The organism is Sphingomonas sp. TX0543 (genome assembly GCF_048565505.1).
GTDB lineage: Bacteria > Pseudomonadota > Alphaproteobacteria > Sphingomonadales > Sphingomonadaceae > Sphingomonas.
Genome location: NZ_JBLZUS010000002.1, coordinates 2,124,792 through 2,138,821, shown reverse-complemented (window position 1 = coordinate 2,138,821; position 14,030 = coordinate 2,124,792). Strand labels below are relative to the sequence as shown.

The 14,030-nt window shown below is 62.9% G+C and carries 14 protein-coding genes; 6 read left to right on the top strand and 8 right to left on the bottom strand.

Annotated elements, in window-relative coordinates; all coding sequences use genetic code 11:
- Nucleotides 1-102: 102 nt before the first annotated feature.
- A complete protein-coding gene (ahcY, locus tag ACM61V_RS10905) occupies nt 103-1,578 on the bottom strand; it encodes an adenosylhomocysteinase (protein ID WP_419713986.1) in 1,476 nt (491 codons plus the stop codon).
- 77 nt (nt 1,579-1,655) lie between these two features.
- On the bottom strand, nt 1,656-2,219 hold the full coding sequence (locus ACM61V_RS10900) for a YqgE/AlgH family protein (protein ID WP_137786069.1): 564 nt from the start codon (nt 2,217-2,219) through the stop codon (nt 1,656-1,658).
- A 107-nt stretch (nt 2,220-2,326) separates the two neighbouring features.
- On the opposite strand from ACM61V_RS10900, the gene ACM61V_RS10895 reads away from it, so the two are divergent.
- A complete protein-coding gene (locus tag ACM61V_RS10895; RefSeq protein ID WP_137786068.1) occupies nt 2,327-2,806 on the top strand; it encodes a peroxiredoxin in 480 nt (159 codons plus the stop codon).
- Between the two features lie 22 nt (nt 2,807-2,828).
- On the opposite strand, the gene ACM61V_RS10890 is transcribed toward ACM61V_RS10895, so the two are convergent.
- The 4 genes from ACM61V_RS10890 to ACM61V_RS10875 all read right to left on the bottom strand — a co-directional run bounded on the left by ACM61V_RS10890 (nt 2,829) and on the right by ACM61V_RS10875 (nt 6,115).
- Nucleotides 2,829-4,121 carry a sensor histidine kinase gene (locus tag ACM61V_RS10890; RefSeq protein ID WP_249341463.1) on the bottom strand — a complete coding sequence of 431 codons (1,293 nt, stop codon included), beginning with the start codon at nt 4,119-4,121 and terminating at the stop codon, nt 2,829-2,831.
- Between the two features lie 53 nt (nt 4,122-4,174).
- Nucleotides 4,175-4,864, bottom strand: a complete 690-nt coding sequence (locus ACM61V_RS10885) for a response regulator transcription factor (RefSeq protein WP_137786066.1) — start codon at nt 4,862-4,864, stop codon at nt 4,175-4,177.
- On the bottom strand, nt 4,858-5,232 hold the full coding sequence (locus ACM61V_RS10880; protein ID WP_137786065.1) for a hypothetical protein: 375 nt from the start codon (nt 5,230-5,232) through the stop codon (nt 4,858-4,860). The genes ACM61V_RS10885 and ACM61V_RS10880 overlap by 7 nt, the downstream gene beginning before the upstream one ends.
- Before the next feature lie 172 nt (nt 5,233-5,404).
- Nucleotides 5,405-6,115, bottom strand: a complete 711-nt coding sequence (locus tag ACM61V_RS10875) for a UTRA domain-containing protein (protein WP_137786064.1) — start codon at nt 6,113-6,115, stop codon at nt 5,405-5,407.
- Between the two features lie 253 nt (nt 6,116-6,368).
- Between ACM61V_RS10875 and hutI the strand changes: the two genes are divergently transcribed.
- From hutI to hutU, 4 genes are read left to right on the top strand one after another with little or no spacing between them, the layout of a single operon-like run.
- Nucleotides 6,369-7,580 carry an imidazolonepropionase gene (gene hutI / locus ACM61V_RS10870; RefSeq protein WP_419713985.1) on the top strand — a complete coding sequence of 404 codons (1,212 nt, stop codon included), beginning with the start codon at nt 6,369-6,371 and terminating at the stop codon, nt 7,578-7,580.
- The gene (gene hutH, locus ACM61V_RS10865) at nt 7,577-9,109 is read left to right on the top strand and encodes a histidine ammonia-lyase (protein ID WP_137786062.1); all 1,533 of its coding nucleotides are present in this window, start codon (nt 7,577-7,579) and stop codon (nt 9,107-9,109) included. The genes hutI and hutH overlap by 4 nt, the downstream gene beginning before the upstream one ends.
- Nucleotides 9,110-9,125: 16 nt before the next feature.
- Nucleotides 9,126-9,920: an N-formylglutamate deformylase gene (gene hutG, locus ACM61V_RS10860; RefSeq protein WP_419713984.1), complete on the top strand. Its 795-nt coding sequence runs from the start codon at nt 9,126-9,128 to the stop codon at nt 9,918-9,920.
- The gene (gene hutU, locus ACM61V_RS10855) at nt 9,917-11,575 is read left to right on the top strand and encodes a urocanate hydratase (RefSeq protein WP_137786060.1); all 1,659 of its coding nucleotides are present in this window, start codon (nt 9,917-9,919) and stop codon (nt 11,573-11,575) included. Before hutG ends, hutU begins: the two co-directional genes overlap by 4 nt.
- 104 nt (nt 11,576-11,679) lie before the next feature.
- Here hutU and ACM61V_RS10850 read toward each other — a convergent pair whose 3' ends face one another.
- Nucleotides 11,680-12,168, bottom strand: coding sequence for a DUF2721 domain-containing protein (locus ACM61V_RS10850; protein ID WP_419713983.1), 489 nt, complete (start codon nt 12,166-12,168; stop codon nt 11,680-11,682).
- A 44-nt stretch (nt 12,169-12,212) separates the two neighbouring features.
- Here ACM61V_RS10850 and ACM61V_RS10845 point away from each other — a divergent pair, with 44 nt between their 5' ends.
- A complete protein-coding gene (locus tag ACM61V_RS10845) occupies nt 12,213-13,292 on the top strand; it encodes a GNAT family N-acetyltransferase (protein WP_137786059.1) in 1,080 nt (359 codons plus the stop codon).
- Here the strand turns inward: ACM61V_RS10845 and ACM61V_RS10840 are convergent.
- Nucleotides 13,267-13,926, bottom strand: coding sequence for a TetR/AcrR family transcriptional regulator (locus ACM61V_RS10840; protein ID WP_212742172.1), 660 nt, complete (start codon nt 13,924-13,926; stop codon nt 13,267-13,269). The genes ACM61V_RS10845 and ACM61V_RS10840 overlap by 26 nt on opposite strands.
- Nucleotides 13,927-14,030 lie beyond the last annotated feature (104 nt).

Here is a 14,030-nt window from a genome sequence, read left to right as displayed (position 1 = left end):
CCCGCCCGTGGTGGATCGTCATGCGAGCGGTGATAAGCAGAGTTGCTCCATGAAAAAAGGGGGCCGCGTCGCGACCCCCTTCGTTTCGTGCGTCATTATCGATCAATAGCGGTAGTGATCGGGCTTGAACGGCCCTTCGACCTTAACGCCGATATAGTCCGCCTGCTTCTGGCTAAGCTTGCTAAGCTTCACGCCAAGCTTTTCCAGATGAAGTGCCGCTACCTTCTCGTCGAGATGCTTCGGCAGGACATAGACCTGATTCTGGTAGTTTTCACCCTTGGTCCAGAGCTCGATCTGCGCCAGCGTCTGGTTGGTGAAAGACGAAGACATTACGAAAGACGGGTGGCCTGTGGCGCAACCGAGATTCACCAGACGCCCCTTGGCCAGCACGATGATCTGCTTGCCATCCGGGAACTTCACCAGATCGGTGCCCGGCTTCACTTCGGTCCACTCATAGTTGCTGAGCGCCGCAATCTGTATCTCGCTGTCGAAGTGGCCGATGTTGCAAACGATCGCCATCGGCTTCATCGCCTTCATGTGATCTGCAGTGATGACATCGGCGTTTCCGGTCGCGGTGCAGAAGATATCGGCGCGCGTCACCGCTTCCTCCATCGTCACCACTTCGAAGCCTTCCATGGCCGCCTGTAACGCACAGATCGGATCGACCTCTGTCACCAACACCCGAGCGCCGCCATTGCGCAGCGACTGCGCCGAGCCCTTGCCGACATCGCCAAAACCGGCGACGCAGGCGACCTTGCCCGCGAGCATCACATCAGTGGCGCGACGGATCGCATCGACGAGCGATTCCTTGCAGCCGTAAAGATTGTCGAACTTCGACTTGGTAACCGAATCGTTCACGTTGATCGCCGGAAACGGCAGTTCGCCCTTCTTGGCGATCTCGTAGAGCCGGTGGACGCCGGTGGTCGTTTCCTCGGAAACGCCCTTCAGGTTCTTGACGGTCTCGGTAAGGTAGCCCGGATATTTCGCCACGAAAGCCTTCAACGCGCGCTGGAACTCCACTTCCTCGTCATTCTCCGGGTCGCCCAGCGAATGACCGGCCTCGAGCTTCGCGCCCCAAAGGGCGAACATCGTCGCATCGCCGCCATCGTCGAGGATGATGTTGGCGGTCGTGCCATCGGTATCGGCGCCCCAGTTGAAGATCGAGCCGACATAGTCCCAATATTCGGCGAGGCTCTCACCCTTCACGGCGAATACCGGCACGCCGGTCGCCGCGATCGCGGCGGCGGCGTGATCCTGCGTTGAAAAGATATTGCAGGTGGCCCAGCGTACGTCAGCACCAAGCGCAGTCAGCGTCTCGATCAGCACGGCGGTCTGGATCGTCATGTGCAGCGAGCCGGTGATACGCGCGCCCTTGAGCGGTTGCGACGCGCCGAACTCCTCGCGCAGCGCCATCAGGCCCGGCATTTCGGTTTCGGCGATCTCGATTTCCTTGCGGCCGAAATCTGCGAGAGCAATGTCCTTAATGACATAATCGTTGGTCGGGCGATCGAGCACGGTGGCCACGGCGGAAGTCTCCGAAAAATTGGGTCGGCCAAGGCGCATTACGCCGGCCGGCATTGCGGCGCCATTACCCGCCGCGGCGCCCCGATGCAAATATAAAGATATCTTTATGTCCGCTCGCTGAGCTACTTTGACTAGGCGTGCCCACTGGCATTCGCGAGCAGCCGGGGATCGATCCCCGTCCGCTCGAAGCCGTCCGACCATCGCCGATCAAGCGGCATGTCAAACAGGATTGCCTCGTCAGGCGCGTCAACGTTAAGCCAGCCATGGCGCGTCATCTCGCCATCGAGCTGCCCGGGCCCCCAGCCTGTGTAACCCAGCGCCACCAACCAATGCGTCGGTCCGCATCCGTCAGCGATCGACCGCAAGGCGTCGAGCGTGCTCGACAGCGCCCAGCGACCCGCAACGTCAATAGTATCCGCACCGCTCCAATCGCGACTGTGAAGAACGAATCCGCGCCGCACTTCAACCGGACCGCCGCAATGCACGGCAACGTCGGGTGCTTCGCCCGGGTCGATTTCAAGCTGTCGCAGGACTTCGTGGAGCCTCAGCCCGTCTATTGCGGTGCCAATATCGATCCCCATCGCCCCATCGCCATCGTGTGCGCAGATCGCGATCACCGATTGGTGGAAGCGCGGATCGCCGATACCGGGCATCGCGAGCAAAAGCTGGCCCGAAAGAAAGGTCGCGGACTCCATTCAAAACAACATAGCGATCGCGTGTCGGACAGACCACGCTTGAAAATCACGCACGCCCTTGCGACGTAGCGCCCGACCGCATGCGCGCGGCGACAGGAGATTCCCAGATGACGATCAGCATCGGCGACAAGCTTCCCAAGACCACTTTGGTCAAGGCAACCGCGAATGGACCGGAAGCGGTAGATAGCGAGGAATATTTCAAAGGTCGGCGCGTAGCACTTTTCGCGGTGCCCGGCGCTTTCACGCCGACTTGCTCGGCCAAGCACCTTCCCGGCTTCGTCGACAACGAAGAGCAGATCAAGAGCAAGGGCATCGACGAAATCGTGTGCACGTCGGTCAACGATCCGTTTGTGCTGGGGGCCTGGGCAAAATCCAGCGACGCCGCCGACATAACCATGCTGGCGGATGGCAACGGCGATTTCGCGCAGGCGATCGGCCTCACCATGGACGGTTCCAAATTTGGCCTCGGCACCCGCAGCCAGCGTTATTCGATGGTCGTCAACGATGGCGTGGTCGAGCAGCTAAACGTCGAGGCACCCGGCGAATTCAAGGTGAGCAGCGCCGAGCATCTGCTCGAAAATCTCTGATCCGAAAAATATCACGCCCTGGCTAGATCGCGATCGTCATGCTCGCGAGAAGGCCAGGGTGATTGTCTCCCAGGGTCAGACTACCGCCGTGGAGATGGGCAACCGCCGCGACAAGCGACAAGCCCAACCCCGCGCCTCCCACCTGACGTGCCGCGTCCAGGCGACCGAATCGTTTCAGCGCATCCTCGCGCGCTTCCGCCGGAATACCTCTGCCGTCATCGGCGACCGCGATGGTTGCCTCGCGCGCACCCTTTACCGCAGTTAGCAAGATCGTACCTGCGCCATATTTCAGCGCGTTGTCGACAAGGTTCACGACCGCCTGCGCGAGCATCTCACGATTGGCATTGACCGTGATCGGCGCGAATGAATCGACCGTAATGCTCATTCCGCGATCTTCCGCCAGCGGGCCGAACATCTCGGCGACGTCCGCCAGCATCGCCCCAATCTCTACTTTCGCGAACGCCTCGCGACCTAACCCAGCTTCCGCGCGGGTGATGCGCAGCGCGGTATCAAGCATGGCGAGCAACCGATCCCCCTCTTCCATCGCACGCAGGATCGTGACTCGGCCAGCTTCATCCGGTGCCGCGGCGAGCGCGCGTTCAAGCGTGACACGCAACCGGGTGAGCGGCGCGCGCAGATCGTGCGCGAGTCCATCGGTCGCCACTTTTAGTTCGCCGACAAGCGCGGCGATCCGGTCAAGCATCGCGTTGATCGCTTCGGCCAGTGCTTCGAATGCATCGTTGCCGCCCCCGAGCGGCACACGCCGGGCGAGATCACCAGCCGCAACGGCATTCGCCGTCGCCACTGTGCGTCCGAGCCGACGCTCAATCATTCTCGCCGCAATCACCCCCGCCAGCCCCGCGAAGATCAACGCCACCGCCATCGCCAGCAGCATCGCCTCCTCCATTGCGCGAGCGAAGCGCAACTCGCTTTCGATGACGTGCCCCGCCAGCAACCTGCTGCCATCGGGCAGTCGCGTCGCGATCACGCGCATCCGTTCGGAAAGATCGCGGTCGATGCGGAATATCTCGATTGTCGTCGCGCTGCCATCGACTGCGACTGTCGGCGGCCAGTCAGCCACGTTGCCGGCCAGGAACTGCCCGTCTCGATCCACCAGCAGCAGCACGAGTTGCGGCCCCCGTGCACGGATCAGTCGAGCGACCTCCGCCCCGACCGCAGCGGAGCCGCCACGTCGGTAAACCGCCAGCAACCCGTGCCGTACCCGCTCCGCCCCCTGTTCCGCGACTGCCGTTATCTGTCCGCGCGTGATCTCCCGCACAGTGCCGACGGTGATTGCCGCGCCTGCCAGCTGCAATCCAAAAACGAGCGCAGCAAAGCGCAGCGTCGTCGAGCGAAGGAAACCCAGCGCTATCGCTCCACGCCGAGTTTGTAGCCGGCGCCCCTCACCGTGTGGAGCAACGGCCGGTTGTACCCTTCATCGATCTTCTTGCGCAGCCGGCTGATGTGCACGTCGGTTACGTTGGTGCCAGGGTCAAAGTGATAGTCCCACACCCCTTCAAGCAGCATTGTGCGCGTCACCACCTGATCAACGTGACGCAGTAGATATTCAAGCAGCCTGAATTCGCGCGGCTGCAGATCCACCGGCTGGCCGGCGCGTTTGACGCGATGCGCGAGCAGATCCATTTCCAGATCGTCGCAGACCAGCTTCGTCTCAGGCAAGTTTCCGCCCGATTGGCCACGTCGCACCAGAAGTCGCACGCGGGCGAGCAACTCCGCGAATACGAAAGGCTTGGTAAGATAGTCGTCCGACCCTGATGTAAGTCCTGCGACCCGATCCTCCGGCGTGCTCATCGCAGACAATATCAATACCGGCGTCGATACGCCGGCCGCGCGGACGGCTGCCAGCACGGCCATTCCATCCAACCCGGGCAGCATCCGATCCAGGATGATGCAGTCATACCCGCCGTCGGTCGCCTGAAACAGGCCGTCACGGCCATTGTTCACGCGATCTACAACGAAGCCCGCCTCACTCAGGCCATTGGAGATATAGTCTGCGGTCGAATCATCGTCTTCGACCAAAAGGATCTTGCTCAAGATGCGCCTCCCGGCGCCTCCCTTAGCAAGGTCAGCATGAACACGTCACCATTGCGCTGAACTTTCAGCGTCGCGGGAACGCGACGTGCTTCGGCCGCGCGCAGATTGACAAGCGTCACGTCGGGATAACCGTTGACCGCCTCCAGCGTATCGCCAACCTTCAGGCCCGCGACCGCCTCTGCCGCCCCGGTTCTTAAACTCGTGACTACGAGTGCCTGGTGTCTGGACTGCCGTATCGGGGAATAGGTCGCGCCGCCGACCGCCCCGCGAGTCGGCGCTGGAGGCACGCTATCAGCCAGAAGCCCGAACGCGCCCGCGCCGAGCGCCGCCGCCCCCACCGCTGCCCAGCCCGCGATTCGCAGCCCATTCATAGCCGGATGCCCGGACAACGGCCGATCGGAGGGAAGAGCAAATGGTGCGGCATGATGCATATCCACGCCCAACCATGCGACAACCACGGTTTAAACCGCGTGGGCGCGCCATGACAAATCCGTCATGGACCGGATAAATGGCCCGTTTCCTGTCGATCTGCACTGGCTCTGACTACCCGCCATTCGACGCGCCCGGCCCAAATCGCGCGACCAGATCGTATCCGTTCCCAATGAATACCTGTCGCACGGAAGTGACTCGCTCCTTTCCCCTCCAGGTCCGGCGATCGACGCAAAGGCAGGGATAACCGGTAACGACCCCCAGCCATTCAGCCTCAACACCGGCAGCACCGACGGCCGATATCCGCGTTTCCGCTTCCGTCCACGGAACATGTCGCAGCAGCCATGATCCCGGCGGATCGACATCGAAATCGGCATGGATGATCTTGGGGACGGCGACTGCGCTAACCAGACGGAATTCGGCGCAAAGCGGCGACCCGTCTGCCAGATGAACCCCATCGATTTGCAAAAGCGCGCCGGACGCGGCCAGCAGACGCTCATCCTCGTCCTCGCCGGCTTCTCGCACCAGCCTTCGCATTGGACGATATTCGTATGCTTGTCCGCGCTCCTTCAAGAGCATCGCAATGTCCGGCACGTCCAGCACCATTGAATGGACCTTGGGCTGGGCGACGAACGTGCCGGCTTTCTTGCGACGATCGATCAGACCGGCGGACAGCAGCGCAGATAACGCCTTGTTCACGGTCATCCGCGAACAGCCATAAGCCTGCATTAACGCCCGTTCGGTCGGCAGCCGTTCGCCGGGCGCGAGCAAACCGCTCAGGATGCGCGATTCATAATCCGATCGGATGAGTTCGTGGAGTGACATTCTCACGCGATCGTTTCTCCGGGTGCGGGGCGCAAACTCGAACCGTTTCCCCCGGTCGCGCCTCCGTGCCAATCGCCTATCAGCTTGTCCGCTCGGCTCCAAACGTCGTGACGACCTATTGAGCCCTCACCGGCCCCAACTCGTCACCGCCACCGTGCCCCGTAGGCTAAAGCATGCAAACCGACTTTTATGTCTATACATAATCTAAAAACGATGCAATGACGCTGAGGTGGAACCACGAGGGACTGAAACGATGTCCGGCGTCACAGAGTGCGATACCGTGTGGATGGGCGCTCGGCTCGCCACAATGATTGGCGCGGGTCTTGGCGCGATTGATGACGGTATGATCGCGGCGCGCGCCGGGCGCATCATTCACGTCGGCCCCTCGGAGGATGCGAGAGCGTTCGCGCCTGCCAAGCTTGTCCAATGCGAAGGCCGGTTGGTTACGCCGGGTCTGATCGATTGTCATACTCATCTGATTCATGCCGGCGATCGATCCGGCGAGTTCGAAGCCCGCCTGCGGGGAGCGAGTTACGAGGAGATCGCCCGGGCGGGCGGCGGGATCGTTGCGACGATGCGTGCCACTCGCGCAGCGAGCCAGGACGAATTGGTTCGGACTGCACTGCCCCGGCTGGACGCACTGATCGCCGAAGGGGTTACGACGATCGAGATTAAGTCTGGCTACGGTCTGAACCTTGAAAGTGAGCGGCAAATGCTCCGCGCGGCGCAAATGCTGGCGGCGCAGCGCCCCGTGCAGATCATCTCCACTTTCCTCGGCGCCCACGCCGTGCCGCCGGAATATGCTGGCGATCCTGACGGCTATGTCGCGCTGGTCGCGGATACCATGCTTCCAACGCTTGCGGCCGAGGGACTGGTCGATGCAGTAGATGCGTTTTGCGAGGGCATCGGGTTCAGCGCGTCGCAGGCCGCGCGCGTATTAGAAGCGGCCCGCGCATTGCGCCTGCCGGTAAAGCTTCACGCCGAGCAGCTGTCCAACCTGCATGGCGCCGCACTCGCCGCAAAATATGACGCGCTATCCGCCGATCACCTGGAATATCTCGACAATGCGGGCGTAGCGGCGATGGCGGCATCCGGCACGGTCGCAACATTGTTGCCGGGCGCTTTTTACTTGACGCGTGAGACGAAGCTTCCACCGATTGCGGCGTTGCGCAATGCTGGTGTGCCGATTGCGCTCGCGACGGATTGCAACCCCGGCACCTCACCACTCACCTCGATCCTGCTGGTGCTCAATATGGCCGCCACGTGCTTTGGCCTGACGGTGGAGGAGGCGTTGCGCGGTGTCACAGTCAATGCCGCCCGCGCTTTGGGCCGCCTCGATGTGATCGGTACTCTCGAAGCGGGCAAGCGCTGCGATTTGGCAATCTGGGATGTCGGACGTCCCGCCGAACTGGTTTACCGCATGGGGCTGAACCCGCTCCATGCCCGCATCTGGAGTGGACGATGAACACCGTGATCCTCAATCCGGGCCAGGTCGCTCTGGCGGACTGGCGCGCCGTCTACCATGGGGCAGCGGTCCGCCTGGATCCGATCTGCGCGCCGGCCATCGCCGATAGTGCGACGGCGGTTGAGCGGATCCTGGCGAAGGGTGCCCCGATCTACGGCATCAATACGGGCTTTGGAAAGCTCGCCAGCGTGCGGATCGGTGACAATGATCTCGCGAAGCTTCAGCGCAATATCGTCCTCAGTCACGCCGCCGGCATTGGTGCCTCCTCCCCGGTTGCCGTGATCCGGCTGATGCTGGCGCTGAAGCTCGCCAGCCTCGCGCAAGGCGCTTCGGGCGTGCGCACGGGCACCGTTGCATTGCTCGCGGGGATGCTTGAGCACGGCCTCACGCCACTCGTGCCGTCTCAGGGGTCGGTGGGCGCAAGCGGTGATCTGGCCCCGCTGGCGCATATGGCGGCAGCGATGATCGGCGTCGGGCAGGTCATGATCGGTGAGGCCGTTCTGCCAGCTATCGAGGCATTCGAGCGCGTTGGGCTGGCGCCGATCGAACTTGGGCCGAAAGAGGGTCTGGCGCTGCTCAACGGCACCCAGTTCAGCACCGCCAATGCATTGGCAGGGCTTTTCGAGGCGGAGTTGTTGTTCCGGTCCGCGCTCGTCACCGGCGCCATGTCCACCGAGGCGGCAAAAGGATCCGACACGCCTTTCGACGCGCGCATTCACGCCCTGCGTCGGCACCGGGGCCAGATCGAGGTCGCCGATACGCTTCGCATGCTTATGAGCGGCAGCGAAATCCGGGCGAGCCACCTGGAAAATGATGCCCGCGTACAGGACCCTTATTGTCTGCGCTGCCAGCCTCAGGTGATGGGTGCCGCGCTTGACGTGCTGCGTCAGGCCGCGAGCACACTCACGATCGAAGCGAACGGCGTATCGGACAATCCGCTGATATTTCCGGAAACCAACGAGGCTCTTTCGGGTGGCAATTTCCATGCCGAACCGGTTGCCTTCGCCGCCGACATGATCGCGCTTGCTATCTGCGAGATCGGCAGCATAGCGGAACGCCGCGTGGCGATGCTGGTAGATCCGGCACTGTCGGGCCTTCCCGCCTTCCTGACCCCCCGCCCCGGCCTCAACTCAGGTTTCATGATCCCGCAGGTGACCGCGGCGGCGCTGGTGAGCGAGAACAAGCAACGGGCCTATCCCGCATCGGTGGACTCTATTCCCACCTCCGCCAATCAGGAGGACCATGTCTCGATGGCCGCGCACGGCGCGCGCCGCCTGCTGGAAATGGCCGCGAACGCCGCCAACGTCATTGGGATCGAGGCGCTCGCGGCCGCGCAGGGTTGTGATTTCCACGCCCCGCTCGCCTCGTCGAAAGAGCTGGAAGGCGCCCGCGCCACGATCCGCGCCAAGGTACCGACACTCACCGAGGATCGCTATTTCGCGCCGGATATGGAAACTGCGACGGCGCTGGTTTCAAGCGGCGCACTCGTCGCGGCGATCGGTTCCGCGTTGCCGGGAGTAGTCGCATGAATCATTTCCTTCGGAGGTGGAGGCAATGATTCATGTCCATCACGGCACGGCTCCGCTGATCGTGGCCATGCCTCATACAGGTGTCGATCTTGCGGAACTGGACAACCATTTTGCCTCTCCATGGCTGGCCCGGCGCGACGCTGACTGGCACATCGAAACACTCTACAGCTTCGCCCGGGATCTAGGCGCCGCGGTCGTCCGCACGACCATCTCGCGCAGCGTAATCGACGTGAACCGCGATCCCAGTGGCGCGTCGCTCTATCCGGGGCAGGCGACGACCGAGCTTTGCCCCACGACCACGTTCGACGGCGAACGGCTCTATCGCGCCGGCACGCCTGACGCCACCGAGATCGCCCGACGACGCGTCGCCTATTTCGATCCCTATCACTTCGCACTTGCCGCCGAGGTCGAACGCCTGCGCGCCGCCCATCCCCGCATCGTTCTCTATGACGCGCATTCGATCCGCAGCCGCATCCCACGCCTGTTCGACGGCGAATTGCCGCAGTTTAACATTGGCACCAATAATGACGCGACGTGTGCTCCCGAGCTGACCGCCGCAGTCTCCGCCGCATGCACTGCCGATCACATCGTCAACGGCCGTTTCAAGGGCGGCTGGACGACGCGACATTACGGGCGACCGGCGCAAGGCGTTCACGCGATCCAGATGGAACTGGCGATACGTGGTTATGCCGCCGAGCCGTCCGTGCCAGATGCGACCAACTGGCCGCCCCGATACGACCCCGCCTATGCCGCGCCGCTCGTCGCGACGCTGCGCAACGTACTGAACACCTGTCTGGATTTCGCGCAATGACCCGTCTTGATCCCTCTCGCGTCATCAAGCCTGCTACCGGCACCACGCTTTCCGCCAGAAGCTGGTTGACCGAAGCCGCGTTGCGGATGCTGATGAACAACCTCCACCCAGATGTCGCGGAGCGGCCCGAGGAACTGGTGGTCTATGGCGGCATCGGCCGCGCCGCGCGCGACTGGGAGAGTTACGACAGGATCGTCGAAACGCTACGGAGGCTGGACGGCGACGAGACGCTGTTGATCCAGTCCGGCAAACCGGTTGGCGTGTTCCGCACGCATGCTGACGCCCCGCGCGTGCTGATCGCTAACAGCAATCTTGTGCCGAAATGGGCGAATTGGGAGCATTTCGACGAGCTCGATCGCAAGGGCCTTGCGATGTATGGCCAGATGACAGCCGGCTCGTGGATCTACATCGGCACGCAAGGCATTGTGCAGGGCACCTATGAGACCTTCGTCGAGATGGGCCGCCAGCACTATGATGGCGACCTGTCCGGCAAATGGCTGTTAACTGCCGGCCTCGGCGGCATGGGTGGCGCGCAGCCGCTCGCGGCAGTCATGGCCGGGGCATCATGCCTGGCGATAGAATGCCAGCAAAGCCGCATCGATATGCGGCTGCGCACCGGCTATCTCGATCAAGCCGCGTCCACGCTCGATGAGGCGCTTGAGATAGTGACCAGCGCAAAGAAACCCATTTCGGTCGGTCTGCTGGGAAACGCCGCCGAACTGCTGCCGGCGATATACGCGCGCGGCATCCTCCCCGATCTGCTGACCGACCAGACGAGCGCGCACGATCCAGTCAATGGGTATCTCCCCGCCGGCTGGACCGTGGAGCGCTGGATAGCCGTGCGCGAGCAGGATCCTGCGACGGTCGCCGCAGCCGCCAGGGCGTCAATGGCCCGGCATGTCGAGGCGATGCTGGCGTTCCAGCGCGCGGGCGTGCCCACGGTCGATTACGGCAATAACATCCGTCAGGTGGCAAAGGATGAGGGGGTGGCTGACGCTTTTGCCTTCCCCGGCTTCGTCCCGGCCTATATTCGACCGCTCTTCTGTCGCGGCATCGGCCCGTTCCGCTGGGTGGCCCTGTCGGGGGACGCTGAGGATATCTACAAGACCGACGCAAAGGTGAAGGAGCTGCTGCCCAACAACAAGCCGCTCCACCGCTGGCTGGACATGGCGCGCGAGCGGATCAGGTTTCAGGGGCTGCCTGCGCGCATCTGCTGGGTCGGGCTGGGTGATCGCCACCGGCTCGGCCTCGCCTTCAACGAGATGGTGGCGAGCGGCGAATTGAAGGCTCCGGTGGTGATCGGCCGCGATCATCTAGATTCAGGTTCGGTCGCCTCCCCGAATCGCGAAACGGAGGCAATGCGCGACGGATCCGACGCGGTATCGGACTGGCCACTGCTAAACGCGCTGCTCAACACCGCGTCCGGAGCGACCTGGGTTTCGCTGCACCACGGCGGCGGCGTCGGCATGGGCTATTCGCAGCACGCTGGAATGGTAATAGTCGCGGACGGCACGCCGGAAGCGGCGCGACGGCTCGAACGCGTGTTGTGGAATGATCCCGCGACCGGGGTGATGCGACACGCTGACGCGGGTTACGATATCGCCATCGATTGCGCGCGCGACAAAGGTCTGCACCTGCCCGGCATTCTAGCGTAAATGCCGTTGCGCGATAGCAACACCCCGTCCGCTCGATTTTCACAATACGGATCAGGCCACCCGAAATCTCACGCAGAGATAGGGCTGCCTTCCACGAACGCCTGTTACCGCAGAAGTTCCTCGCGCACTTCGACCGCGCGCAGCGACATCCGCACCTCGATCAGAAAATAGACGAGCGCCGCAATTAACAGCAACATAGCCAACACAAAGGCGACCGCGACGAACTGTCCGATATGAAGCCCCGCGAGTTCCGCGATGAACAGCAGCGCAACTACCGTGCAGGTCATCACCGCCGACGAGACGGCAAGAAACAGCGCCCGGTTGATGATCATGATGCGCCGGCCGAGCAGCCGCAACTCCCAGACGTGGCGATCATGCTCCGGCCCACGCGAGCCGGGATGCAATTCCTCCAGTACGCGCGCTCGATCGATCACTCGCGCAAGGCGTCCGGTCAGCACGTTGAGCAACGCGCCGATGCCGGCAAGCATGAACACCGGACTGAGGGAAAGCTGGATCGTCTGCGCGATCGTCGAAACAGCGGGGGAATATTGCAGCACCGGAAAAAGGATGCCCGCGGCGACAATAGGAGGCAAGCGGCAACGCGCTGGTAACTGTGATGCCGTAGGTCGTTTCCGCGATGACCATGCCGATGCCGCTCGATCAGTTTGTCCGCCTGCCCCGCCTCCTGCGCGCCGAGATCGTCGATGGGCTGGCGAGCGCGCTGGACGTAGTCGCCGGTGTGGCGGCGCCCTCCCACCGCTTCCTGCGGCATCAGTGGTTCGCCGCTGCACTTAAAGCTTATGGCGGACAGGCGCAGACGCTACTGGTCAATGCGGAGCAGTTGCCTGCGCTGGCGCTACCTATAGTCTCCGCCGGACCGGCGTGGCTGCGTCTCGCGATGGTGCCCGGCAGCTATTGGCCGTTCAGGAGCTTTCCGCTCGCAGAAACCGCTGGCGCCGAGGTTCTGGAGGCCGCACTGGCGATGCTGGCTAACCAGGTCAACGCGCTGCGCATCGGACCGGTCTATGACGATGACCCGGCAGCTGGCCCCCTTATCGAGGCGGCGCGCGCGCAGGGCTGGGTCGCGCTGGAACGGACCATCGCGCAGACTTTCCTGCTGGACATGGCGGCCCTGAGCGCTGAGCGCACGTGGCCGCGGGCCTCGACGCTGCGCAAGAACCGTTATCACGAGAAGCAGCTCGCCGCGCTGGGCAGGCTCGACTGGAAGTTTCTGTCGGCATCCGATTGGCCCTATGCCTGCGAGACGCTGGAGATCATCGAGCGCGCGAGCTGGATAAGCGAGCGGACCAGCGGCGCGGACGCGAAGTTCACGGCGAGCGGGCATGGCATTTTCTGGCGCGCACTGGCCGAGGACCCAGCGCTCGCGGAGATGATGCGCGGCGCGTTACTGTCGATCGGGGGAAAGCCGGCTGCCTTCTCCTTCGATCTCGAAGTGGGCGCGCTGCGCTACGCTATCGCCAACAGCTATGATCCCGCATTCGCGAAGCATTCGCCCGGTAAATCGTTATATTACCGCAATTTGGCGAATGCGATGAAAAACGGCACGCACGTCATCGATTGGGGCGCCGGTGACAGCGGCTACAAAAGCGTGATCGGCGCGGCGCCAGGCCCCATGATCCGAGACTGGCTGTTGCTGCGCCCCGGCCTGCCATCGCGGCTGGCGCCAGTGATCAAGCTGATGTGGCGGGGCCGGTAAGGATCGCTTCAACCGCATCGACCATCCCGTCGACCGCGGATTGCCCGCTCCAGTAGGGGTGAAAGCCGCCGTCACTGGCATCCACCGCCGCCTCGCGAGCGGCGATCATAGCGCGCAGCGACAAACCGGCATAATGGATGCGCTGCCGCACCAGCGGCTCGGGCACATCCGCAAGCAGACGCCGAATATGCGAAAGGCACCGTGCATAGGCTTCCGAATGCTCCGGCACCGTATCCACGAACAATTGCCGTCGCTCGTTCTGCACGTTCATCATGAAACGGAAATAGGTTTCGTTCTCTCCGGTATCACCCGGAATATCGACATTCGACACAACCATCGCGCGCACGACCGAACGAAGATTCGGCGTGCCGCCGCGTTCCGCCTCTTCTAGCAGCGCCTGCCGCTCCGCATCGATCAAATCCGCGCCGTCGATGAGCAATTCGCGCAGCAGATCGTCTTTGCCGCCGAAGTAATAATGCACTGCCGCCGCATTCCGCTGGCCCGCCGCCTCGACGATTTCGCGCATCCCGACGGCCGCAATGCCGCGTTCGGCGAACAAGCGGCGCGCGGCGCGCTTCAGTTCATTGCGGGTCACGCCGCCACGGCCGGCGGTGATTGGTCGACTGGCGTTCATCACGCGCACCATCGGATATACCGCACCCTTCGGCAAGCGCCGCCGCACGATTGACCGACCAGGCAAGGCCTTTTACTAACTCGATCGACTTAAACGAGGAGAGG